Genomic DNA, 23,777 nt, shown 5'->3' with positions numbered 1-23,777 from the left:
CGCCGCAGCCATGGGGCTGGATGACGACGCACGGGAGTACCACCGGCAATCGCCTCCCGGCAAAATCGAAATTTCGACGACAAAGCCGACGAACACCCAACGCGACCTGAGCCTGGCGTACTCGCCGGGGGTCGCCGCGCCGTGTCTGGACATCGCTGAGGACTCGAACGAGGCGTACAACTACACGGCAAAGGGGAACCTCGTCGGCGTCGTCTCGAACGGCTCGGCCGTCCTCGGTCTCGGCAACATCGGCGCGCAGGCGTCGAAACCCGTTATGGAGGGCAAGGGCGTACTGTTCAAGCGCTTCGCCGACATCGACGTGTTCGACATCGAACTCGACCGCGCCGACCCCGACGAGATAATCGAGTGCGTCTCCGCGATGGAGCCGACGTTCGGCGGTATCAACCTCGAAGACATCAAAGCGCCGGAGTGCTTCGAGATCGAGGAGCGCCTCCGCGAGCAGATGTCGATCCCCGTCTTCCACGACGACCAGCACGGGACGGCCATCATCTCGGGGGCGGCGCTTCTGAACGCCGCGGAGATCGTCGAGAAAGACCTCTCCGAGCTCGACATCGTCTTCTCCGGGGCGGGCGCGAGCGCCATCGCCACCGCCCGCTTCTACGTCTCGCTCGGCGCGAAGCGCGAGAACATCACGATGTGTGACTCCTCGGGCATCATCACCGTCGACCGCTCCGACGAGGTCAACGAGTTCAAGCGCGAGTTCGCCGCCGACCGCCCGAACGGCGACCTCGCCGACGCGATGGAGGACGCAGACGTGTTCGTCGGCCTCTCGGTCGCCGACATCGTCTCTCAGGAGATGGTCCGGTCGATGGCCGACAACCCCGTCATCTTCGCGATGGCGAACCCCGACCCCGAGATCACCTACGAGGCGGCCAAAGACGCCCGCGACGACACCGTCATCATGGCGACGGGACGCTCCGACTACCCGAATCAGGTGAACAACGTGCTCGGCTTCCCGTTCATCTTCCGCGGCGCGCTCGACGTGCGGGCCACCGAGATCAACGAGGAGATGAAAGTCGCCGCCGCCGACGCGCTCGCGGAGCTGGCTCGACAGGACGTCCCCGACGCCGTGGTGAAGGCGTACGGCGACCAACCGCTGCAGTTCGGCTCGGAGTACATCATCCCGAAACCGCTCGACCCCCGCGTGCTGTTCGAGGTCGCCCCCGCCGTCGCGCAGGCCGCGATGACCAGCGGCGCGGCGCGGAAAGATATCGACGTGACCGACTACGAGGAGCGTCTCGAAGCCCGTCTCGGCAAGTCCCGGGAGATGATGCGCGTCGTGCTCAACAAGGCGAAATCGAACCCGAAGCGCGTCGCCCTCGCGGAGGGCACCGACGAGAAGATGATTCGCGCGGCGTACCAGATACAGGAGCAGGGAATCGCCGAACCCATCCTCCTCGGTGACGCCGACACCATCCGCGCGACCGCCGCGGACCTCGGCTTGGAGTTCGACACCACCATCGTCGACCCGGCGGGCGAGGACCACGAACAGTACGGCGACCGACTCCACGAACTCCGCAGACGCAAGGGTATCACCCGGAGCGAGGCGGGCGAACTCATTCGCCGTGACAGCAACTACTTCGGCAGCGTGATGGTCGAACAGGGCGACGCGGACGCGCTGCTCACCGGGCTCACGCACCACTACCCGAGTGCGCTGCGGCCGCCGCTGCAGGTTATCGGCACCGCCGAGGACGCCGACTACGCCGCCGGCGTGTACATGCTGACGTTCAAGAACCGCGTCATCTTCGCCGCCGACACGACAGTGAACCTCGACCCGACAGCGGACGTGCTCGCGGAGGTGACGAAACACACCGCGAGCCTCGCGCGGCGGTTCAACGTCGAACCGCGCGCAGCGATGCTGTCGTACTCGAACTTCGGCAGCGTCGAGAACGAAGGGACCCGAAAACCGCGCAACGCGGTGGACATGCTCCACGACGACCCCGAGGTCGATTTCCCCGTCGACGGCGAGATGCAGGCCGACACGGCCGTCGTCGAGGACATCCTCGAAGGCACTTACGACTTCACGGAGCTCGACGAGCCGGCGAACGTGCTCATCTTCCCGAACCTCGAAGCCGGGAACATCGGTTACAAACTGCTACAGCGCCTCGGCGGCGCGGAGGCCATCGGCCCGATGCTCGTCGGCATGGACAAACCTGTCCACGTGCTCCAGCGCGGTGACGAGGTAAAGGACATCGTGAACTTGGCTGGCGTGGCGGTCGTGGACGCGCAGGAAGAGTAACGCGAGCGAGCGCTTTTTTAGTCCAGATTTTTGCGCGAGCGGGTCGCGGAACGGTCCCGAGCGGAAAATCTGGAACTGATATCGTGAATCGGGCGGGCGTGGCGGTCGTGGACACGCAGGGAGCGTAGTACGCTACGGTGGCGAGTCATCCGAAGGTTTCGCTGTCAAGCAGCAGAGGCTTATGGACAGGGCCCCTACCTTTCGGTGAGGAAATCATAATGAGCGACCGCAACAGAGACAACGAGTACAGTCAGCGCGAAAGAACAGAGACGACCGACCCCGACCCGAACCCGAACGAACGCGGTAAGTGGATCTCGGCACTTATCGCCCTCCTCGGGCTCTGGATGCTCGTCGAGTCGGCTCTATTCGAGCTCGCGCCGGGACAGCTTTGGAACGACGTCATCGTCGGGGTCCTCCTGATCGCCGTCGGCGGTTACAACTACTACCGTCGGGGTGACGAGCAACTTGGAAACATCGCCGCGGCCTCCGTCGCCGCGGTGCTCGGGCTGTGGCTCGTCGCAGCGCCGTTCGTCCTCGGGGTCGACGCGGGCGCGACCGAAACCGCGAACGATCTCGGATTCTGGAACGACATCGTCGTCGGCTTGCTCGCGCTCGGTCTCGGTGCCTACAGCGCGTACAAAGCACGGGACCGACGCCAGAACGTTCACAGAACGGCGGGCTAACGCCCGATATCGCCCTGGCGTTCGAATTGTTATTTTACCGCGTCCACCGCCACGCGAGCTTCCTGCGTCGATACGTCGCGACGTGATACCGCGTGAGCGTCGCCGAGTACGCCACCGCGAGCCCCGCGAACGCGACGATGTAGAGGAGCTGCCCCTCGTGGACCACGCCGTTTATCAGCTGGAGTAGTGCAAACACCGGCAGGCCGAACGTGAATATCGCGGTACGCGCCGGAAATTCGCGGGCCATCTCGAAGAACGCTTCCCTGTCGTCCGTTGTGTCGCTCCGCATCGGTTTTCGTTGGCTGGCTTCGGAGGACGCATTATAGGCCCTTCGGTGTCCGCGCGGAGGCCATCGGCTCGCACACGGATAACAGCCGACGCCGAGCGAGGGAGGGCATCGTCTCGTACCGTCTAAGCCGCAGTATATGCGCTTTCCGGGGTGTAAACGAGCCACCGGCAGTTCTCTTCCTATCTCCCGCTCCCCTCTATGCACTCCCGCGTTCGTGCGACCGACCCGTCCGCCGCCGACGTGTCCCGAGAGCGAAACACCCGATAGGTCGAAACCAGCGAGTCGACGGCCGTAGCGACCTCTCCGTACACGCGGCGGAAGGAGGCGCGGTCACCGCCGTAGGGGTCGGAAATCTCGAACTCGCGGGTATTACCGAAGGCGCCGAGGCAGTAGACGCCCTCCCGCGTCCCGTGTCGTCGGCGGAGTCGCGTGACGTTCGAGACGTCCATCACGAACACCGCGTCGCTTTCGGCCAGCAGGTCCTCGTCGACGACGGTCGACCGGTGGTCGGTGAGGTCGATGCCGTACTCCCGGGCGACTTCGACGGCCGTCTCCGGACTCGGACGACCGCCGTGGTCGACGAGTCCTGCGGATTCGATCGACAGATCGGTGAGTCCCGCTTCGGCGGCGCGTCGTTCGAGATATCGTTCCGCCATCGGACTGCGGCAGATGTTCCCCAGACAGAGAAACAGGAACGTCGGCGACGCCGGAAGGTCGGCTATCGACTGCGGCCCGTTCAGCGGTTCCGGCGACCGGGCGAACCGCAGTCGTCGTCGCCGGGTAGCAGTCTCGATACGGCGCGTTCCGCAGTCGACACAGCTAACCAGCGTTTCGAGGAGTGTTTTGGTCATCGTCGTGAGAGCGGGTCGGCGAGTCGTTCTCGTCCGGACGAGCTCGCACGTCCGCTTACGGTCTACCGTCGCTGTCTCGATAAAAAGAATTGCTAATAGCACTATATAGTCTCGGGGAGCGAACCCCATCGGGACAGACGACACACGCCACTCCGTACTAGGTCATCGTACTCTCTGCTCGGAGAAGCCCCCGCGTCGCGAGCACTCACCCGAACGTCAACACGGCCAACCCGGCGACGTAGCCGCCGAGAAGCACGCCGCCGTAGACGACGAACGTCACCGAGTCCGGCGGCGAGTACAGCGAGGCGTAGCCGAGTACGCCGAGGAGGACGAACCCCCAGTCTCTGTGGAGTACCGTCGAAGAGACGATGCCGTCGCTCACGAGTGCGACCATCAGCGGCGGTAGCGAGAGGGCGACGCCGACGGCGATGGGTAGAAACAGCGCCACCTCCGCCAGCCAGTACGGGCGGTACGCCGGGACGAACCCGCTTCTGAGGACGCCGAACTTGAGCAGTTCCAGCAGTGCGGGAACGACGAGCACCGCGCCGAGGACGACGCCGAGCAGACAGAGTCCCGCTGACAGGAGATACAACCGTCTCGTCCGCGCGCCGTGCGGACGAGTCTCAGCGCGTGCTCGCCAGAGAAGCGCCGCCCCGGAAACGCCGACGCCCGCGAGCGCTGCGACCTGTAGTTCGACGCCGAGCGAGACCAACGAGTCGGTCGGGAGCGTCGTTCCGGCGGATGCGTAGACGCCGAGTGCGGCCTTCTGGAGGTCGACGCCGGTGGCTCGAAACGCGGCGAGTGTCAGCGCGACGGCGACGGAAAACAGGAGGGCGAGTTCGCGTGCCTGCGCGCGGGCAATCCGCAGAAGGACGCCACTCCCTCTGGGTCCAAGCTCCCGCGCGTGATCTGTTTCGAGGACCATGGGACCGGTATGACAAACCGTGCTATCAATCTTCTCCCCGTGACCCCCGCTCGGTTAGCGACCGTCGACGTCGTCGACGTCCGTGGCCGTCCCCGAGCCTCGGCTGTCGTCGGTGTCCGCCCCATCTCCCAGCGCTCGGGCGGGGTTCCCGGCGACGGACGTCTCGGGGGGGACGTCGTCGACGACGACGGAACCGGCCCCGACGCGGGCGTTCTCACCGACGGTGAGCGGCCCGATGAGCGTCGCGTTCGCGCCCAAGACGGCACCGTCCTCGACGGTCGGGTGGCGTTTCGTCCGGCGCATCGAGTTGCCGCCGAGCGTGACGCCGTGGTAGAGCACGACGTCGTCGCCGATTTCGGCCGTCTCGCCGACGACGACGCCCATCCCGTGGTCGATGAACACCCGCCGACCGATCGTCGCCGCCGGGTGGAGTTCGACGCCGGTGAGAAACCGCGAGAGATGCGAGAGCAGACGAGCAGGAAGGTGTAGGTGTGCGTTCCACAGCGCGTGCGCGAGCCGGTGCATCCACAGCGCGTGGACTCCGGAGTACGTCAGTAGCACTTCCGTGCGACTCAGCGCAGCGGGGTCGTTCTCAAGTGCGGCGCGTAGGTCTTCCCGGAGTCGTGTCCACGGTGACGGCATCGCTCGAACTGTCGTCGTCGCGGACGGATAGCTGTGTGCGTTTCATTCCGAGCCGGGCGTCTCAGTCGCCGGCGGGGCGCTCGGCCCGCGACGGCGGCAGGACCCCGTCGCCGACGGCGTTCGAGGTCTCCAGCGGTTCGGGGAGCACGCACCGGTCGGGTTCGTGGTTCACGTGTACGTACTCGGTGGGTGTGTTCGCCAGCACATGGGCGGGATTCTCGCGGCTGTCGATGCGCGCCGCGCGGAGGTCGGCGAACCCCGAGATGCGCGCGAGGATGCCGCGCCAGTGGTTCTCGCTCCCGTCCGGAATCGGCGGCGTCCCGGCGGGGTTCCACGACGGGTCGGCGGCGGCGAGCGTCGCGGCGTTGACGTTCGCCGCCAGGTCGTCGTGGTCGATGAGTACGCCGACGCTCGCGGTCTTGGGTGCGCGAGCGGCCAACACGTCCAAGCCGAGGTGGAGTGCGCGATACTCGGCGACGTTGTTGTTGGGGACGACGTCGGGGAGCGAAACGCGGGCGACCCGCACGCCGTCGCGCGTCTCGATGACGGCCCCGAGTCCGCCGCCGTCGGGACGATACGACCCGTCGGTCGCAACGTAGAACTCACGGTGGTGGGTCCGCGGGGGATGCGCGATGTGCGGGGTGGGTGACTGGTCGAACAGATTCCTGAGCGATGACCGACGGTGTGCGGCCATGTCGCATGCTTGGTAAGTCTCGTACTTAAATGTATGCCTGGAGTATCACGATATATACAGACCAACGGCGTACTGCGATTGGAGATACCATAGCATATATATTGGGGTAACTCCCATGTGGTTCCATGACTGAAGACAGGCAGTCACGTGTTAGCAGACGCCGATACCTCCAGCTAGCGGGCGGGGCTGCAGCGACGGCCGCGGTGGCCGGATGTTCGGGCAACTCCGACGAACTGGACACCGAGACCCCGACGGGGGACGGTGGCGGAAACCAGTCCGGCGACGACACGGGCTCCGGCGGCGACCAGGGGAACCAGGGCGACGGCGAGTTCGCCGTCACCATCACGCAGGGACAGATGGACGCGGGGTTAGACCCCCACGACCACCGGGAGACGAACACCGACATCATCCTCATGCAGATTTACGAGGGGACGCTCAACCGGAACCCGGATGGCCAAGTCACCGAGGGCCTCGCGGAGAACTACGATCAGGCGGAGCCGAACCGCGTCCGCCTCACGCTCCGTGAGGGCGTGACGTTCCACAGCGGCGACGAACTCACCCCCGAGGACGTCGCGTTCAGCATCAACCGCATCGTCAACGAGGACGTGGGGGACCTGGCCAGTCCGCAGAGCGACCAGTTGGCGGGCATCACCGAAGCGCGGCCCGTCGACGGAGAACGGGCGGTCGACGTCATCTCCGACGGCGTCAACCCGATGGCCATCGGTCTGCTCGCCAGCTACGGCGACATCATGCAGAAGTCGTGGGTCGAGTCGAGAGGTTCGAACGAGATCAACAGCGACGCGAACGGTACCGGTCCGTTCCAGCTGTCGAACTACGTCCAAGACGAGCGCATCGAGTACACGAAGTACGAAGAGTACTGGCGCGAACCGGCGGAAGTCGACACGCTCACCATCAACGCGGCGGCGGAGTCGAGCACCCGGGTCAACCAACTCGTCAGCGGCGAGACGGACATCGTCGAGAACGTCCCGCCTCAGGAAGTCAGTCGCATCAACAGCAACGACAACACGAGCGTCGAAGCGGTTCCGAGTACGCGCGTCATCTACAACGGGATGCGCTACGACGTCGAGCCGTTCTCGAGCCTGCAGTTCCGTCAGGCGATGAACTACGCTATCGACCTCGAGACCATCGTCTCGGAGGTGCTGGCGGACTTCTCGGACCCGACGGGCCAACCGACGCTCGAAGGGTTCGTCGGCTACAATCCCGACATCGACCCGTACCCGTACGACGTCGAACAGGCCGAACAGCTGGTCGAAGAGAGCGGCTTCGCCGGTGCGACCATCGAACTGCACACGCCGGTGGGTCGCTACCTCAAAGACCTCGAAATCGCACAGGCGGTCGTCGGCTACATCAACGAACTCTCGAACGTCGATGCGAGCGTGAACCAGCGCGACTTCGGTGAGCTCGCCGGACAACTGACCACGGGCAACATCGAGGATATGCCCCACTGGTACCTCATCGGCTGGGGCAACATGGCGTTCGACGCGAGCCAGACGCTCATTCCGCTGCTGTCGACGGGCGGCGCGCTGTCGAGTTGGAGCAACGAGGAGTTCGACAATCTGATGAACGAGGCGGGGGGGACGGCCGACGCTGAGCAGCGCGAACAGCTGCTTCAGGAAGCGAACCAACTCGCCCACGACGAAGCGCCGTGGATCTTCCTCAACCGGCAGTACAGCGTTTACGGTGCGAGTTCGCGTATCGACTGGCAACCACGCCGCGACGAGTCCATTAAAGCGTACGAAATCTCGCAGCCGTAACGGACGGCTCCGGACTCTCTTTCAACTCAATCATGTCATTTGCACGATTCATAATCAAGCGGAGCCTACAGGGAATCTTCGTCGTCTGGGGTGTGGTGACGGTGGTGTTTCTCCTGCGGTTCTCTACGCCGGGCGATCCAATCACGTTCATCGCCCCGTTAGACGCCAGTCCCGCACTCCGACAGCGTATCGCCGAAGAACTGGGACTGAATCAACCGCTGTACGTCCAGTACCTCGACTATCTCGCGGGATTGCTCACCGGCGACATGGGCTACTCGTACATCTCCGGAACGGAGGCGGCTACACGCATCTTCGCGCGCGTTCCGGCCACCGTCGAGCTCGCCGTCGCCGCCACCGTCGTCGCGATTCTCATCTCGATACCGCTCGGTGTCATCAGCGCGACCCGGCGGCACGAACCGGCGGACTACGCCGCGACGACGTTCTCGCTGGCGGGTATCAGCACGCCGAACTTCTGGCTCGGAATCATGCTCGTGCTCGTGTTCGCGGTGCAGCTGAACTTCCTGCCGACGAGTCGCCGTCCCATCGGATTCACCCCGGCGATGGGATATCTGGTCGCGGGCAACCCGGCCGGAATCATCCTCTGGCTGCAGCACATCACGCTTCCGGCCATCACGCTCGGGACGTACTTCACGGCGCTCGTGACGCGCCTGACGCGCAGCGGGATGCTCGACGAACTCGGCAAGGGCTACGTCGACGCCGCCCGCTCGAAGGGGCTTCCGGAGACCCTCGTACGCTACAAGCACGCGCTCCGGAACACGCTCATTCCGGTCATCACCGTCCTCGGCCTCCAGTTGGGGACGCTCATCGGCGGCGCGGTCATCACCGAGGCGGTGTTCGCGTGGCCCGGACTGGGAACGCTCGTCATCAACAGCATCAACACCCGTGACTGGCCGCTCATCCAGGGCTGTCTCATCGTCATCGGGTCGAGTTTCGTCTTCGTGAACACCGTCGTCGACGCGCTGTACGCGTACGTCAACCCGCAGGTGGTGTACGACTGATGGTCTCCCCGCGCACCTGGCGGAATCTTCGCCGCGAACTCAGAGGCAGCGCACTCGCCAAAATCGGCATCGTACTGGTTCTGGCCATCATCTTCGTGGCGATGTTCGCGCCGTTTCTCGCGCCGTACGACCCGTACCAACAGGATTTGGCGAACTCGCAAGTGCCGCCGCTCGGGTTCAGTACGACCGAAAACGAGACGCGCTCGGAGATGGTCAACGGCAGCATCGAAGTCGTCGAGGAGGAAGTGACGGTCAACGCGACGTTCGCGCACCCGCTCGGCACCGACGCACTCGGTCGCGACATGCTCTCGCGGACCATCTACGGCGCGCGCACCTCGCTTTTGGTCGGCATCTTCGGGACGCTGTTGGCGGTCATCATCGGCGTCACCGTCGGCCTCACCGCCGGTTACTACGGCGGCCGCGTCGACGACGGCCTGATGCGGATGTCCGACATCATGTTAGCGTTCCCGTCGCTCGTCCTGGCTATCACGCTCATCGGCCTGTTCGGCGGGGTGACGATACGGATACCCGACCCGTTCGTCGCGCTCGGACTCGCGCCCGAGATGCCGCCGAACATCGTGTTACCGGGCACCGTCGTGCTCGTCGTGGCGCTGGTGAACTGGGTGTGGTTCGCCCGCATCGCCCGCGGCGAGGCGCTCAGCCTCCGCAACGAGGAGTACGTGAAAGCCGCCCGTGCGCTCGGCGCGAGCGACGGGTCTATCGTGGCGCGACACATCCTCCCGAACAGCATCACCCCCATCTTGGTGTTGGCGACGATTCAGGTCGCCGCCATCATCCTCCTCGAGAGTTCGCTGTCGTACCTCGGCTTCTCGGGGGCGAACCTCTCGTGGGGACTCGACATCGCACAGGGTCGTGACTACCTGGCGTCGGCGTGGTGGATCGCGTCGATTCCCGGCGTCGCCATCGTCTTCGCCGTCATCGGGGTCAACCTCGTCGGCGACTGGCTGCGCGACGCGCTCGACCCCGGCATCGAAGGGGAAGGAGGCGTTTAGATGGACGAGATACTCAAAGTCAGAGATCTGAAGACACGGTTCTTCACCGAAGAGGGACAGATCAACGCCGTCGAGGGCGTCAGTTTCGACGTCCGCGACGGCGAGATATTCGGCATCGTCGGCGAATCGGGAAGCGGGAAATCCGTCACCGCACTGTCGGTCATCGACCTCATCGAGTCGCCCGGAAAGGTGACCGCCGGCGAGGTGTGGTACCGAAACGAGGCGCTCGCCGACGAGTTCCGCGAGAAGAACCCCGACGCCGTCGACGGCGCGTTCGTCGACTTACGGCGACTGCCCAAAGGCGTCCGTCGGTCGCTCCGGGGCCCTTCGTTCAGCATGGTGTTTCAGGACCCGATGAGCAGTCTCAACCCGTCCATCACGGTGGGCGAACAGATCGCGGAAGCGGTCGAGGTCCAGCGTCGCGCCCGCGCGAACCCGCGAAGAACTCGCTCGCGGACCCAGGGGTACGGCCTCGCGCAGTACTTCGTCGACAGCATCGTTCCCGGCCGCGAGTACACGAGCGACGAGAGCAAAGCGCACGCGATAGAACTACTCGAACAGGTCGGCATCCCCGACCCGGAGGCGCGCGCCGACGAGTACCCCCACCAGTTCTCCGGCGGGATGCTCCAGCGGGCGATGATCGCGCAGGCGCTCGCCGGCGAACCGGACGTCCTCGTCGCCGACGAACCGACGACGGCGCTCGACGTGACGATTCAGGCGCAGATTCTGAATCTGCTTCGGGACCTACAGCAGGAACAGGACATGAGCATCATCATGATCACGCACGACCTCGGCGTCATCGCGCGCATGTGCGACCGCGTCGGCGTCATGTACGCCGGGCAGGTCGTCGAACGCGGCACGCTCGAAGATATCTTCGAGCATCCCGTGCATCCGTACACCGAGGGCCTGTTGGGGTCGATTCCGGACCTCGAAGACCCCTCGCCGCGGCTCTCGCCCATCGAAGGCAACGTACCGAGTCTGCTCGACTCGGAGATGGGCGACCGCTGTTACTTCGCGGACCGCTGCCCGAAGGCGATGGAGACGTGTCTCAACCCCATCCCCGAGTACGACACCGACAGCGGCGAGGTGGTCGGCGACGGCGCGAACGCGGGGGCGGTCCACACCGCCCGCTGCGTGCTCGCCACCCGCGAGTTCGACCCCGCGGAGGCGCTCGGCGACGATTACTTCGGCGACGAAGACGAGGCGACGGAGCCGGAGACGCCTGCGGACGCCGCCGAGCAGGAGGTGGTGAGCGATGACTGACGGCCACCAGTCCGCGACGGCTGGCCGCGATCCGCTCCTTCGCGTCACCGAACTGAAGAAGTACTACGGCGAAGGGAGTTCGCTGTTCGAGACGTTGTTGGGCCGCGAGTCCGAGAGCGTCAAAGCCGTCGACGGCATCAGTTTCGACGTCCACCGGGGCGAGACGCTCGGACTCGTCGGCGAGTCCGGGTGCGGCAAGTCGACGACCGGCGAAACGCTGCTTCGTCTGCGAGAGGCGACCGACGGCCGCGTCGAGTTCGGCGGCGAGGACGTCTACGAGATGGGCGGCGACGAGCTGACCGAGTTCCGCCGTCGCGCCCAGATCGTCTTCCAGGACCCCTTCTCCAGTCTCGACCCGCGGATGACCATCGGAGAGATCATCTCCGAGCCGTACCGCATCCACGGACTGCCCGAGGAGTCGCCCGACGACGGGCGCTCGAAGCGCGAGTGGCGCATCGACCGGGCCGCCGAACTGCTCGAACGGGTCGGTCTCTCGGCGAACCACGTCGAGCGCTACCCCCACGAGTTCTCCGGCGGCCAGCGCCAGCGCGTCGGCATCGCCCGCGCGCTCGCGCTCGAACCGGAGTTCATCGTGCTCGACGAACCCGTCTCCGCGCTCGACGTGAGCGTGCAGGCGCAGGTGCTGAACCTGCTGGACGACCTCCAGGAGGAGTTCGGCCTCACCTATCTGTTCATCGCCCACGACCTCTCGGTGGTTCGCCACATCTGCGACCGGGTGGCCGTGATGTACCTCGGCAACATCGTCGAACTCGGCCCGACCGACGACCTGTTCGACGACCCCCAGCACCCGTACACGCGGGCGCTTCTGGAGAGCGTCCCCCGGGCGGCGGTGGCCGAGAGCGGCCGTCACGTCGAACCGCTGGCCGGCGACGTGCCGAGTCCGCGGAACCCGCCGAGCGGCTGTCGGTTCCGCACGCGCTGTCCGCAGGTCATCCCCCCGGCGGACGTGTCGCTCGACCAGGAGGCGTACCGAGAGGTGATGGACCTCAGAGACCGCCTCGAACGCGGTGAGTTCGAAGCGGAGGCGGTCTGGAGTCAGGTCGACGACGAGTCGGACAAACCGAAGTTCAAACAGCACCTCCGCGAGGAGTTCTTCACGCACGAGCTGACCGGCGAGGACGAAGCCACCGTCGAGCAGGCGCTGGAGGCGTTGTCGACCGACGACACCGAGGAGGCCATCGCCATCCTCCGCGAGCGGTTCGAGAGCGTCTGCGAGACGACCCGGCCGGTGCTCCAAGAGCGTGCGCACCCGTCGGCGTGCCACCTCTACGACCAACCTGCGGACGCGCCCGTCGACCGCGACCCGGTGCGTGCGCACCCGGAGACCGGCGTCGTCGGCGACGAGGAGACGGGCGCGGAGGCGGACTGAGTCTACCGGTGAGTCACCGACTGGTCACGCAGTCGGCCTCACAACCGGTCCCCTGCGCCGCAAACGAAAACTACACACTGCCCGGCCGACCAGTTTCGACGTGACTCAAACTCGGAACGCACTGCTGTTTCTCCTCTTGGCCGCCGTCTGGGGGTCGGCGTTCATGGCCATCAAGGCGGGTCTGGACGCGTTTCCACCCGTTCTCTTCGCCGCGCTTCGCTACGATATCGCGGGCGTGGTGATGCTGGCGTACGCGGCCTACGTCGTCGACGACCCGATTCCGCGAACCCGCCAGCAGTGGATCGTCGTCGCAATCGGCGCGGTGTTTCTCATCGCGCTCTACCACATACTGCTGTTCATCGGCGAGAACGGCCCCGTGACGAGCGCCGCCGCGTCGGTCATTGTCAGCCTCAGCCCCGTCCTCACGACGGTGTTCGCGCGGATGTTCCTTCCGAGCGACCGACTGACCGCCGTCGGCGTCGTCGGCCTCCTACTCGGCCTCGTCGGCGTCGTCGTGCTCTCGAATCCCGACCCGGACGCGCTGTTGACGGGGGCGACGCTGTCGAAACTGCTCGTCTTCGGCGCGGCGACGGCGTTCGCGCTCGGGAGCGTCCTCACGCAGCGCATCGACGACGGCCTCCCCATCGAGACGATGGAGGCGTGGGCGATGCTCGGCGGCGCGGTGCTGATGCACGTCGTTTCGCTGGGGATGGGTGAGACGTTCACCGAAATCACCTGGACGACGCGGGGCATCGCGGCGCTTCTGTACCTGTCGCTGGCGGCGAGCGCACTCGGCTTCCTCGTCTACTTCGATCTCCTGGACCGGCTGGGTGCCATCGAGATCAATCTCGTTTCCTACGTCGCGCCCATCTTTGCCGCGATCTCGGGGTTCCTCGTCCTGCAGGAACCGTTGAGCACGGAGACAGCGCTCGGCTTTCTGCTCATCTTCGGCGGATTCGTCCTGCTGAAACGCGACGCGATACGCGAGCAGTTGGTCGGCCGTCCGGTCGAGATGTCGTAATCGTCGCTCGTTCGCGGGTCGGTGTTACTCCGCTCGCTCGGCTTCGGTCACTTCGCCGACCATCGACCAGCCGTCGTCGTCCGGCCCTTTCCGACCGAGTAGCACCGACTCGTTGTCCTCGCTCGTGATGAGGCGGTACTCCGCGTCGTCGTTCTCGCGCGTGCCCTCGCCCTGAAACTCCCGCTGGAAGAACTGCGTCCCCGAGAACTGGTAGACGGCGCTCGACCCGTCCGAGAGCGTCAGTCGGACCGGCTTCGGCGAGACGTTGTGGATACGCTTTGCGATGGGGTTGAGGTCGGCCATCTCGCCCGAACGGTCGGCGTCACGGGGTAAAGAATCGGTCGGACGAGCGCGGAGAGCGAACGTCGGCGGAGCGGCCTCCGTCCACACGTTCGGCGGCCGATACGTGAGTCGAAACCTCAGTCGAACAGCGCCGCGAGTTCGTCGCCCTCGATGCCCGCAGAGAGCGCCAAGAGAAGTAGGATTCGGGCCTTCGACGTCGGGAGGTCGCCCGAGAACAGCGCGCCGTGTTCGCGGAGCGTGACGCCGCCGCCGCGGGTGCCGTATACCTGATCGGTCGGGCCGACGTGACAGCGCGAACTGACGACGACGGGAACCGACTCGACTGCGCGCGCGACGGCGTCGCCGAGGCTACAGGAGACGTTACCGAGACCGGTCCCCTCGACGACGACGCCGTCGGCCCCGGCATCGACCGCTCTGCTGAGTTCGTCGCCGGAGACACCGATACCCGAGTGGACGACCGGAACGGTGGTCGAGATGTCGCTGGCGGCGGCGGCCGGAAGCGAGGCTGCTCCCGAGGCCGTGCTCTCGGCGGTGCGGTGCACGTACGTCTCCGACCGAGTGAACGTCGCAACGGGACCCTTGCCGGGCGATTTGAACGTCGACAGCGCGTTCGTGTGCGTCTTCTCCACGTCGCGGGCGGCGTGGAGTTCGTCGTCGAACGCGACGAACACGCCCGAAAAGCGGGGCGAGGCGGCCGCCCTGACGGCCGTGAGGAGATTCGCCGGCGCGTCGGTTCCGACCTCGTCGAAGCGGCGCTGCGACCCCGTGACGACGACCGGAACGTCGGCGTCGAGGAGAATCGAGAGCGCGTACGCCGTGTCCGCGAGCGTGTCGGTGCCGTGGGTGACGACGAAGCCGTCGGCTTCGGACGCTTCCACCGCCTCGGCGACGGCGGCGATGGCGTCGAACTGCATGTCGAACCCCGGATAGGAGGCGATTTCCTCGGCGGTGACCGTCGCGTACTCGTCGAGTTCCGGCACCGCCTCGACCAGTTCCGCGCCCCGTTTCGCCGGGGCGGCCCCCGTCTCGCTCGGTTCACTGGCGATCGTCCCGCCGCAACTCAGCACGCGCACGTCTGGCATACTTGACTCTCACGCGCCCGCAGGTTGACTGTTTTGCCGGCGGTGGTTTTTCTGCTTCACCGGCTTCTGGCGCAGTCTCGGCGTAGTCTCGGCGTGGTTCTGGTGCGGTGTTGGTGCGGTTTTCTTGTCGTCTTGGTGCGGTGTTGGTGCGATCTCGACGCAGCTCCAGCGTAGGCTCACCGTCGCTGCCACGCCCAACCATCGTCGCGCACGAGAGCCGTCACGGTTGTTGATAGGTCAGATCGAACAGGTTACGCGCTCCAGTTCGTTCAAACGGAGGGGAACCTCCACTCTGTGAGACACTCTTTTCGGATTGGAGAAGAAGGATGAGAGAGCTCGATAAACTTTTATCTCTTCTCTCAGGCCGTCGTGAAGAGTCAATTAGGAAACTAGTCAATGCTAAAACTGACCGAACTCGGCTCAACACTCTCCCCCCTATATGACCCCGTAAGTTATACGAAAAGGTGAGAGGTCCCATGTCCAACTCCTCCCCACTCAAGAACGAACGCCCCCGCCAATCGAACAGCCTCGTCGACGAGTTCTCGGACAGTCTCGGCGGCCGCATCCTCACGCGTCCGGTGCAGTTCACCGCCTTCTGGGCCGCGATCGCGCTGCCGTTCTTCTACATCCCGCTCATCGCCCGAGGGGACTTCTTCGGCGTCGGGATGGAGCTGCTTCCGGTGCTCTTCGTCGCCAACATCGTCGCGCTCGTCGTCGGACACGGTCACAAGCAGTAGCCCTCCCACCACGGCCACGGCCTCCCGGCGCCTCCCCGCGCCTCTTGGGACCTACGGCCCTCCAGACGCAATACTCCTCTCTGCGGTTCTCGGCCTCTTTTCTCGCAGTACCCGCGGCTTCGGTCACGGGCCCGCGCCGACTCGCAATTGGTTCTCGTCGTCCAAGTAGCTCTCATTGTCCAATTAGTTCTCGTCGCCCAACCGGTTCTCGTCGTCTCCGCCGTTCTAACTCGTCGCCCGACGGTACGCGAATCGGGGTACTTTAGCGCCCGCTCGCCCCACGTTTTCGCATGTCTCTCGACACGGTTCCGCTCGGTCGCACCGGCACGAAGGTGAGCGAGCTCGCGTTCGGCACGTGGCGATTCGGGCGGAGAAACGACGACGGAGACCTGGAAGTCGGGCGCGAGCGGGCCCACGAGTTGCTCGACGCGTACGCCGACGCCGGCGGCACTTTCATCGACACCGCCGACATGTACGGCGAAGGGCGGAGCGAGGAGTACATCGGTGATTGGTTGGCCGACCGCGACCGCGAGGAGTTCGTCGTCGCCTCGAAGATCTACTGGCCGACGAGCGACCACCCGAACGGTCGAGGCCTCAACCGCAAACACCTCCGAAACAACGTCGACGAGATTCTCGACCGACTGGGGACCGACTACGTCGACGTGCTCTACGTCCACCGCTGGGACGACGACACGCCCGCCCGGGAGTTCATGCGGACGCTCGACGAGTTCGTCCGCGACGGGAAGGTGAACTACCTCGGCGCGTCGACGCTCGAACCGAACGCCTGGAAGGTGGCGATGGCGAACGAACTGGCGGACAAGCGCGGCTACGAGCCGTTCTCGCTGTCGCAACCGCGGTACAACGTGGCGAACCGCGAGATCGAGGGGAACTACCTGGAGATGTGTGACCACTACGACGTCGGCGTCGTCCCGTGGTCGCCGCTGGCCGGCGGCTTCCTCACGGGCAAGTACAGCCGAAACGAGGCCCCGCCCGCCGAGTCGCGGGCGGCCACCGACCAGCAGTTCGCCGACTCCTACCTGACGCCGGAGAACTTCGACGCGCTCGAAGCCGTCGAAGCCGTCGCCGAGGCGGTCGGCGCGACGCCCGCGCAGGTGAGTCTCGCGTGGTTGCTGCACCACGAGCAGGTGACCGCGCCCATCGTCGGCGCGCGGACCACAGCGCAGTTGGAGGAGAACCTCGTCGCGAGCGACATCACGCTCACCGACGCGCAGTTCCAGCGTCTCGCGGACGCGAAGTCGGGGAAGTAGCGAAACTCAGGCGAGGGAATCGAGAGAGCGGGCATGCGGCGCGGGCCGCCGCCACGGTACTCGCCTCGGTCCCAATCGACTTGTATCGGCGCGGGCAACGGAGTTCCATGAGCGACAGTGAGCGCGGACCCCGACTCGACGTCGACGAGTGGCGAGCGGAGGTCGAACGGCAGCGCGAACAGAAAGACGAGTTCTTCGCTGACCACCCGCAGTCACCGATTCCGCCGGAGGAACGCGAGGCGTTCGACGCCCTCGACTACTTCGACCCGGACCCAGAGTACCGCGTCGAAGCGACGGTGACGACGTACGACGAACCCGACCCCGTCGAGATGGAGACGACGAACGGTCCGAACGTCCGCTACCTCCGCGTGGTGACGTTCGAGTTCGAGGCCAGCGGCGAGACGCAGACGCTCGCGGGCTACCGCCAGGAGTCCGACGAATCGACCTCGCTTTTCGTCCCGTTCCGCGACAAGACGACCGGCCAGCAGACGTACCGCGGCGGCCGATACATGGAGTTCGAACCCAGTCGAGAGCTCGAAGACGGCGACGAAGTCGTACTCGATTTCAACCTCGCGTACAGCCCGTTTTGCGCCTACAGCGAGACGTTCGCCTGTCCGCTACCGCCCGAGGAGAACTGGCTGGACGTGGTGATTCCGGCGGGCGAGCGGTTCGAGGAGTAACGACCGAGGAGTGACCCCGGCGAAGTCAACTACAGCGTCGTCTCGTCCCGTGAGACGACGGCAGAGCGAGGGCCGTCGCCGAGCGCCGACGCGTACCCGCGTCCGTATATCCGGGCGGTAACGGTGCCGACGTAGAAGCCGACGAGCGGGGTTAGCGGCACCACCAGCACCGTGAGAATCGGGATCGCGGCGACGACGCCGACGAGGGCGTTGACGCCCACCGAGAGGACGAACGCGTAGAGCCACTGGACCACGTACTCGCGGTCGAACGCCACGCGTCTGATTCGGTCGACGTCGAACCCCGAGCGGACCGTCCCCTCGCGGGCGACGGTGAGGGTGGCAATGAGACCGACGTAGCCGAACGCGAGCGTCAGGAGCGTCGAGACGAGCAGTCCGGCGACGACGCCGAGTACGCTCACGCCCAGCGCCACGTCGCCGTTGCTCAACACCGGGATGAGCACGAAAACCGCCGTGAGCCCGAAGGCCAGAAGCGGAACGAGTTGGTAGGCCAAGAGGACGACGCCGGCTTTCGCCCCCTCGACGAGCAGCGTCCCCCACTCGGTGAACGACGGCGGCGTCTCGTCGCCCCCCATGGTCCGCCGGGCGACGCGGAGATAGTACCCCAGGACGAAGAGCAGCGGAAAGAACAACAGCAACCCGACGAAGGTGACGAGTCCGCCGAGAAGCTGCGCCATCACCCAGTCATCGCCGTTCGTCGGATACCGGAGGTCGGCCTCGATGTCGATGCCCATCGTTCTGTCTCGTGCGTGGTGGAGTGACGACATAATCGTTCCCGTCGTTCACACGACAGAGACGTCGGAACGTCGTGGTTGCCGACACGACGCCCCGCCGCGCTCGCGGAACGAAAACGAAATTCATTATGTGGCCGGCGATAGAGCCAGCGTATGGACGTAACACGCAACGGAACACTCGGCCTCGGGATGATGGTCGTCGGAACGCTCGGCTTCGTGCCGACCGCACTCCCCTCGTCGACGTTCGCCGGGGTCGTCGGCGGCATCGTCCTGGTCGTCGCCGCCGCACTGCTCACCGCTGGAACCTACCTCGTCGGCACCGACGTGACCGGCCGCGCCGTCTGAGGCCGCACCCCCACCCCGCTTTCTATCGACCGCAACACCCGCGAGAGCCGTCCGTGCTCAGTACGACCGCCGGACGACGACCGACCCTTCGTCGTTTCGGACGACCACCTCGTCGCCGTCGTTGTTCCACACCGGGCCGTTCGCTCCCCAGTACAGCGTCTCGTCGGTGTCCTCGCCGTCACCGGTCCGCAACGTCACCGTCGCGTCGGGTTCGAGTGTGAACCCGTCCGGAAACCGATACTGCTTGCCCGCCTCGTCCGTCGCGGTCCACCCCGACAGGTCGAGCGTCTCGTCGCCGTCGTTTCGGAAGACGACGTACTCGTCGGCGAGGTTCTCTCTGTCGTCGCCCGCCGCGTCGGCGTGCACCTCGGCGACGACGAGCGACGAGTCACCGCCGTCGGTCCTCGCCGTCTCCGAGTCGTCGGCGGTTCCGGCGGGCGAGTCTCCGGTGTCTGTCGCGCACTCCCACAGACCGCTCCCCTCGGCTCGGGCGGCCGCCTCGGCGTCGTCGTACCGCTCGCGGGCGGTGAACCGGCTGTCGTAGACGCGAGCGTAGCCGTCAGCGACGAGACCGTAGTTGAAGTCGGTTCCGTCCACCACCACGTAGACGAGCAGGCGGTCGTAGTAGCCGCGACGCGGTTCGTTCGCGTCGAACCGGAGCGTCACCTCGCGGTCGAGCAGCGTCTCCGTCGTGTACTCGCTGGCGCGTTCGCCGTGTTCGTCCAGACACGCGCGGCCCGCCGCGGTGTCGGAGACGCCCTCGAAGTCGGCGGGGTCGCTCTCGCCGTACGTCTCCGGCGTGTCGACGCCGAGCAGGCGGGCGGTGTCGCGGGTGCCGTTGGGGTAGGCGATTCGTATCGTGTCGCCGTCGACGACGTCGACGACGGTCGCGGATCGACCCGGTCCCTCGCCGGGCACCGGTACGTCACCAGCAGGCGCACCGTCGCTCGGCGATGGCAGCGGCGCGCCGACGCAACCGGCAGTGAAAAGCAGCGCACCGACGACGAAGACGACCGCTGGTCGGCGAAACGTGTCCACGGCTCGGACAACGAAGCGGGGCTATATCACTCCCACGTCAGTGCGGCGTCGGTGCGGCGTCACGAGAGTCTACTGTACCAGAAGCGAAGCCACTCCGACAGCGGTCCGCGCGTCCCGTCGACGTGGATACGGACCGTCCCGTCGAGTCGCCATCGGGCGATTTCGGCGTCCGGCTCCATCCGCAGGGGGACGTCCACCTCGAGTTGCTCGAACCGACACTCGATAGTCTCCTGACGGTCGATTTCGGTGTCGATAACGTCCTCTATGACGTCGAACCAGGTCTGTCCGGCCGTCGGCCGACCTGCGGGCGTTCGTTCGGCGTCCGTCGCGGTGTTCGGACCCATCGAGTACAGATAGCCCGTACCAGGGCTTGTAACTTCGCCCGAAATTCCGAGCGCCGAGGACCGCTTAGCCGGCGACAACGGGTCAGGTCTTCCCGACTCCGAGCGGCACGTTCTCGAATGCGGCAGCGAGGACGGTCTCAGACACAGCGACAGGATGAGACTGTGACTGGCGAGCTGTGACTGTCACGCACTCGCGGGAGAACGCTGGAGCTAGTCGCGGGCGTTGCCGCCGGGTCGGAGTGCGCGGTCTGTCTCGGACGCGTCGACGGTTCTGCCACCGACGAAACCCGTCGACGAACCAGTATCCGAACTCAGCAACGAAAACGTTCATACCGCACCCTGAGAGTTCGCCTACACAGTATGAGGACCGTTCTTGCGAGAATCGGAATCGGCTCCGCTACCGTCGATACTGTTCTCCCCTCCGCAGAGGTGGTGCCCGGCGACTCGGTGAACGCGGAGGTGCACATCCACGGCGGCGCGAGCGAACAACGGATCGGTCGGATGGTGTTCGCGGTGAAAACCCGCTATCGAGCCGAGGAAGGACACGAGACGACGACCATCGACCGACTGACGCTCGCGGAGGATCTGACCATCACCCCGAACCAGGACGAGGTTCGGCCGGTGACGCTCGATATCCCCTACGAGACGCCGGTCACCGTCGGCGGCGTCGAGGTGTGGATCGAGACGGAGCTCGACATCGATTGGGCGGTCGACCCCGGAGACAGAGACATCCTCGAAGTGCTACCGACGCCGCAGATGGCCGCGGTCTTCGACGCGATGGAGCGACTCGGGTTCACGCTTCGCGCCGCCGACTGCGAGGCGGACCCCTACGGACGGTACGCGACGGGACGGCGATTCGTCCAGGAGTTCGAGTTCAGACCGTCGAAGGGAGCGTTCGCCGACTCGCTCGACGAAGTCGAACTCGTCTGCCTGCCCGGCGACGACGGCCTCACCGTCTACGCGGAGGTCGACCGTCGCGCCGGCCTGCTGAGCGAACTCGCCGATACGGACGAGCGAACCACCCAGTTCACCGTGACGAGCGACGACCCCGACGCGATCTTCGAACAGATTCGTTCCGCCATCGAAGACCGGGCGTAACTCGACCCGTTCTTCACCGCCGGTCGAGAGTGACACTGGACCCGGTTCTGCACCTGATGCCAGTTTAGTGGCCTCCAAATCCCGTTTAACCGGTGGTTCGGCGTTTTCGGCCGTTCGGTATGGAGTTCAATACTATGGGGGTAACGTCGGTATGAACTATCAGAGTCGCCGTCCGGACGTGTAGTCTCACGCTACCGGGCGGCGCTCGATGGCGACCCTGAACCGGTCGCCGTGGTGTGTCAGAGTCCGGGGGCCGTGTCAGCGCCCGGCTGTTTTGTGCTAGTGGGGAGGCGGTTTCGACGCCGTCGACGCCGTTTTTTTGGAACGAATCACTCGCCGCGAGTCACGGACTCGTCTTCGGAGAGGAGCTGACGGCTCGAGATTGAAGTCGAAAGGGCAGAAATGCCCGGGGTGGGCTCCGAACCCACGATCTCCGCATATCCCAGGTCAGAGGCTCGGCAGGCCCCATGGGGCGGAGGCTTCCAAGGCGATACCGCACCGAATCTCAGAACCCTATGAGTGCGGCGCTATGTCCAGCTAAGCCACCCGGGCTCACTCGCATCTTGTCCGATGAGACTCTTGAAGCTTCCCATATCAGTCCACCGTGCGGCGGTTTCACACCGAGATTCGCGTTCGCCGCCGCACCCCCTGAATTTATCACGTGTGACCGGGACACCCCTGCCATGAGTCTGCCGGAACTCGTCCAGACCGAACTGGACGACGAACCAGTCGCTGCCCGGGTGAGCCTCAGCGGCGAAGATGGACTGTTCGTCACGCCGACCCGAACGCTCATCTACCGCTCCGAGGGCTTGCTCTCGGACGAATCCGTCGAACAGTATCCGCACGACGCCGAACGCATCTCCGTCTCCGAGGGCGGCCGCACCTCGCGGAAAGCGAAGGTGACCCTCGACTACGGCCTCGACGGCGAGCGGTCCTTCTCGATTCCGTCGAAACGCCTCCAAGAGTCGCTGCATCCCGTTCTGGCCGGCATCCTCAGCGCCGCCGGTATCACCGACCCCGGTGAGACGGTGAAACAGACGTTTCGGTTCAGTGATCTCACGCTCGTTGTCACGAGCGACCGAGTCGTCAAACACATCGGCGCGCCCGTCTGGGACGAGGACTACGAGGAGTACCACTACGCCGACGTGACCGACCTCACGTTCGAGGACGGCAGCGTCGCCACCTCCGTCGTCCTCACGCACGGCAGCCGTCAGGAGCGCTTCAAAGCGCCGAACGACGACGCGCGCGCGGTCCGCGAGACGTTGACCGACGCGCTCTGTACCTATCACGAGGTCCCGTCGCTCGACGCCTTCCGGAAGGCGAAGGCCCGAGAGTCCGAAGCCGAACCGACGCAGGACCGTAAGAACGTCTCCTTCGGCGACGGCCCCACGCCGCTGAAGGCCGACCCCGCGGAGTTGACCGAGAAGCCGAAGAACGCGACGCGGCCGGACGACCCAGTGGACCTCAACAACGGTAGCGGGGACGTGCCAAACGGAGTCGCCGCCGAAGCAGCGGTGGAGTCGAAGTCGGCCGCGTCGAGCGCGCAGGTGGAGTCAGCGGAGTCGAAATCGACGACGTTCGAGGGGTCGGGCTTCGAATCCGCCAGCGACGACACATCCGACGCCGCCGAGACGTCGGCACCGGCGTCTCCGGCGACGCCGGTTCCGGAACCGTCGGACGCGCCGACGTCGTCCGGCGCGGGCGACGACGTCGCGGAGCTACGAACGCAGCTGGCGACGCTGACGGCGACCGTCGAACGACAGAACGAAGAGCTGCGGCGGCAGGCCGAACTCATCGAGCGACTCATCGACGAACTCAGTCGCGGTCGGTAACGCCACACCTCGCCTCGGCGCATCCGCACTCGGCCTCCGACTGCGCCTCACTCCCGACCGGTGACTTTTCGGATACACGAGGAGCCGAACGGCCCCAACTCGCCGGCCTCGAATCGGATGAAGTGACCCGTCGAAATCGACGCTCCGCAGCGCCGACAGTCGAACTCGCCCTCGCGCGTGACGACCTGGCTCTCGAAGCGGACGAACGTGCCACCGCGGCGCGTTCGAATGCGTGCGCCATCGCGTTCGAGAATGCCTCGTTTCTCGGCTTCGTCGAGGATATCGCGGGTCGTCGCCGGGTCCGTCGTCACCGTCTCGATGCGGTCGATGACAGCCGGCAGCTCCAACTCGTCGTGTTCGAGATGTGCGAGCAGTTCGAGGGCGAGTTCGACGCGCTCGCTGCGGGTCGCCGCGAGACCATCCCCCTCGTTGGTCGGTCCGTCGGGCACGCTCTGCGGGTTCCGCGCCGTCGG

25 protein-coding genes and 1 tRNA gene are annotated in these 23,777 nt (G+C 65.7%); 14 read left to right on the top strand and 12 right to left on the bottom strand.

Going from position 1 to position 23,777, the window contains the following annotated elements; genetic code table 11:
* The first annotated feature begins 10 nt into the window (after positions 1-10).
* Positions 11-2,260, top strand: a complete 2,250-nt coding sequence (locus LAQ73_RS11865; protein ID WP_224268491.1) for an NADP-dependent malic enzyme — start codon at positions 11-13, stop codon at positions 2,258-2,260.
* Positions 2,261-2,478: 218 nt separating this feature from the next.
* Positions 2,479-2,943 carry an SPW repeat protein gene (locus LAQ73_RS11860; protein ID WP_224268490.1) on the top strand — a complete coding sequence of 155 codons (465 nt, stop codon included), beginning with the start codon at positions 2,479-2,481 and terminating at the stop codon, positions 2,941-2,943.
* 34 nt (positions 2,944-2,977) lie between these two features.
* On the opposite strand, the gene LAQ73_RS11855 is transcribed toward LAQ73_RS11860, so the two are convergent.
* The 5 genes from LAQ73_RS11855 to LAQ73_RS11835 all read right to left on the bottom strand — a co-directional run bounded on the left by LAQ73_RS11855 (position 2,978) and on the right by LAQ73_RS11835 (position 6,344).
* On the bottom strand, positions 2,978-3,232 hold the full coding sequence (locus LAQ73_RS11855) for a hypothetical protein (RefSeq protein ID WP_224268489.1): 255 nt from the start codon (positions 3,230-3,232) through the stop codon (positions 2,978-2,980).
* Positions 3,233-3,411: 179 nt separating this feature from the next.
* Positions 3,412-4,083 (bottom strand): low molecular weight protein-tyrosine-phosphatase, encoded by a 672-nt coding sequence (locus tag LAQ73_RS11850; protein WP_224268488.1) that lies wholly within the window; start codon positions 4,081-4,083, stop codon positions 3,412-3,414.
* A gap of 205 nt (positions 4,084-4,288) precedes the next feature.
* The gene (locus LAQ73_RS11845; RefSeq protein WP_224268487.1) at positions 4,289-5,008 is read right to left on the bottom strand and encodes a twin-arginine translocase subunit TatC; all 720 of its coding nucleotides are present in this window, start codon (positions 5,006-5,008) and stop codon (positions 4,289-4,291) included.
* A 54-nt stretch (positions 5,009-5,062) separates the two neighbouring features.
* Positions 5,063-5,650, bottom strand: a complete 588-nt coding sequence (gene cysE / locus LAQ73_RS11840; RefSeq protein ID WP_224268486.1) for a serine O-acetyltransferase — start codon at positions 5,648-5,650, stop codon at positions 5,063-5,065.
* A gap of 61 nt (positions 5,651-5,711) precedes the next feature.
* Positions 5,712-6,344: a ribonuclease H family protein gene (locus LAQ73_RS11835; protein WP_224268485.1), complete on the bottom strand. Its 633-nt coding sequence runs from the start codon at positions 6,342-6,344 to the stop codon at positions 5,712-5,714.
* Between the two features lie 125 nt (positions 6,345-6,469).
* On the opposite strand from LAQ73_RS11835, the gene LAQ73_RS11830 reads away from it, so the two are divergent.
* The 6 genes from LAQ73_RS11830 (at position 6,470) to LAQ73_RS11805 (ending at position 13,825) form a co-directional block, all read left to right on the top strand.
* On the top strand, positions 6,470-8,119 hold the full coding sequence (locus LAQ73_RS11830) for an ABC transporter substrate-binding protein (protein ID WP_224268484.1): 1,650 nt from the start codon (positions 6,470-6,472) through the stop codon (positions 8,117-8,119).
* Positions 8,120-8,151: 32 nt separating this feature from the next.
* The gene (locus LAQ73_RS11825) at positions 8,152-9,138 is read left to right on the top strand and encodes an ABC transporter permease (RefSeq protein WP_224268483.1); all 987 of its coding nucleotides are present in this window, start codon (positions 8,152-8,154) and stop codon (positions 9,136-9,138) included.
* A complete protein-coding gene (locus tag LAQ73_RS11820) occupies positions 9,138-10,151 on the top strand; it encodes an ABC transporter permease (RefSeq protein ID WP_224268482.1) in 1,014 nt (337 codons plus the stop codon). Before LAQ73_RS11825 ends, LAQ73_RS11820 begins: the two co-directional genes overlap by 1 nt.
* Positions 10,152-11,414: an ABC transporter ATP-binding protein gene (locus tag LAQ73_RS11815; protein WP_224268481.1), complete on the top strand. Its 1,263-nt coding sequence runs from the start codon at positions 10,152-10,154 to the stop codon at positions 11,412-11,414.
* Positions 11,407-12,804: an ABC transporter ATP-binding protein gene (locus tag LAQ73_RS11810; RefSeq protein ID WP_317988506.1), complete on the top strand. Its 1,398-nt coding sequence runs from the start codon at positions 11,407-11,409 to the stop codon at positions 12,802-12,804. Before LAQ73_RS11815 ends, LAQ73_RS11810 begins: the two co-directional genes overlap by 8 nt.
* Positions 12,805-12,904: 100 nt before the next feature.
* Positions 12,905-13,825, top strand: a complete 921-nt coding sequence (locus LAQ73_RS11805) for a DMT family transporter (protein ID WP_224268480.1) — start codon at positions 12,905-12,907, stop codon at positions 13,823-13,825.
* A 24-nt stretch (positions 13,826-13,849) separates the two neighbouring features.
* Here LAQ73_RS11805 and LAQ73_RS11800 read toward each other — a convergent pair whose 3' ends face one another.
* The gene (locus tag LAQ73_RS11800) at positions 13,850-14,128 is read right to left on the bottom strand and encodes a DUF8072 family protein (RefSeq protein ID WP_224268479.1); all 279 of its coding nucleotides are present in this window, start codon (positions 14,126-14,128) and stop codon (positions 13,850-13,852) included.
* A gap of 116 nt (positions 14,129-14,244) precedes the next feature.
* Positions 14,245-15,210 carry an asparaginase gene (locus tag LAQ73_RS11795; protein ID WP_224268478.1) on the bottom strand — a complete coding sequence of 322 codons (966 nt, stop codon included), beginning with the start codon at positions 15,208-15,210 and terminating at the stop codon, positions 14,245-14,247.
* Between the two features lie 476 nt (positions 15,211-15,686).
* Between LAQ73_RS11795 and LAQ73_RS11790 the strand changes: the two genes are divergently transcribed.
* From LAQ73_RS11790 to LAQ73_RS11780, 3 genes are all read left to right on the top strand, one after another.
* Positions 15,687-15,947 (top strand): DUF8028 family protein, encoded by a 261-nt coding sequence (locus LAQ73_RS11790; RefSeq protein WP_224268477.1) that lies wholly within the window; start codon positions 15,687-15,689, stop codon positions 15,945-15,947.
* A 290-nt stretch (positions 15,948-16,237) separates the two neighbouring features.
* Positions 16,238-17,215, top strand: a complete 978-nt coding sequence (locus tag LAQ73_RS11785) for an aldo/keto reductase (RefSeq protein ID WP_224268476.1) — start codon at positions 16,238-16,240, stop codon at positions 17,213-17,215.
* 107 nt (positions 17,216-17,322) lie between these two features.
* Complete coding sequence (locus LAQ73_RS11780; protein ID WP_224268475.1) at positions 17,323-17,895, top strand: DUF1684 domain-containing protein; 573 nt, start codon at positions 17,323-17,325, stop codon at positions 17,893-17,895.
* A gap of 29 nt (positions 17,896-17,924) precedes the next feature.
* On the opposite strand, the gene LAQ73_RS11775 is transcribed toward LAQ73_RS11780, so the two are convergent.
* Positions 17,925-18,647 (bottom strand): DUF4013 domain-containing protein, encoded by a 723-nt coding sequence (locus tag LAQ73_RS11775; protein WP_224268474.1) that lies wholly within the window; start codon positions 18,645-18,647, stop codon positions 17,925-17,927.
* Between the two features lie 153 nt (positions 18,648-18,800).
* On the opposite strand from LAQ73_RS11775, the gene LAQ73_RS11770 reads away from it, so the two are divergent.
* A complete protein-coding gene (locus LAQ73_RS11770; protein ID WP_224268473.1) occupies positions 18,801-18,992 on the top strand; it encodes a DUF8178 family membrane protein in 192 nt (63 codons plus the stop codon).
* A gap of 57 nt (positions 18,993-19,049) precedes the next feature.
* Here LAQ73_RS11770 and LAQ73_RS11765 read toward each other — a convergent pair whose 3' ends face one another.
* Positions 19,050-20,030, bottom strand: a complete 981-nt coding sequence (locus tag LAQ73_RS11765; protein WP_224268472.1) for a lamin tail domain-containing protein — start codon at positions 20,028-20,030, stop codon at positions 19,050-19,052.
* Positions 20,031-20,089: 59 nt separating this feature from the next.
* Positions 20,090-20,374 (bottom strand): hypothetical protein, encoded by a 285-nt coding sequence (locus tag LAQ73_RS11760; RefSeq protein WP_224268471.1) that lies wholly within the window; start codon positions 20,372-20,374, stop codon positions 20,090-20,092.
* A gap of 360 nt (positions 20,375-20,734) precedes the next feature.
* Here LAQ73_RS11760 and LAQ73_RS11755 point away from each other — a divergent pair, with 360 nt between their 5' ends.
* On the top strand, positions 20,735-21,472 hold the full coding sequence (locus tag LAQ73_RS11755) for a sporulation protein (protein ID WP_224268470.1): 738 nt from the start codon (positions 20,735-20,737) through the stop codon (positions 21,470-21,472).
* A 403-nt stretch (positions 21,473-21,875) separates the two neighbouring features.
* Here LAQ73_RS11755 and LAQ73_RS11750 read toward each other — a convergent pair.
* A tRNA-Met gene (locus LAQ73_RS11750) sits at positions 21,876-22,024 on the bottom strand.
* 131 nt (positions 22,025-22,155) lie between these two features.
* Between LAQ73_RS11750 and LAQ73_RS11745 the strand changes: the two genes are divergently transcribed.
* Entirely contained in the window at positions 22,156-23,304 is a 1,149-nt protein-coding gene (locus tag LAQ73_RS11745; RefSeq protein ID WP_224268469.1) for a DUF7115 domain-containing protein, read from the top strand.
* Between the two features lie 47 nt (positions 23,305-23,351).
* On the opposite strand, the gene LAQ73_RS11740 is transcribed toward LAQ73_RS11745, so the two are convergent.
* Complete coding sequence (locus LAQ73_RS11740; protein ID WP_224268468.1) at positions 23,352-23,753, bottom strand: DUF5830 family protein; 402 nt, start codon at positions 23,751-23,753, stop codon at positions 23,352-23,354.
* Positions 23,754-23,777: the final 24 nt, after the last annotated feature.

This window comes from Haloprofundus salinisoli (genome assembly GCF_020097815.1).
Taxonomy (GTDB): domain Archaea; phylum Halobacteriota; class Halobacteria; order Halobacteriales; family Haloferacaceae; genus Haloprofundus; species Haloprofundus salinisoli.
The sequence above is the reverse complement of the archived record's forward strand: the minus strand, read 5'-3'. Positions and strand labels throughout refer to the sequence as shown.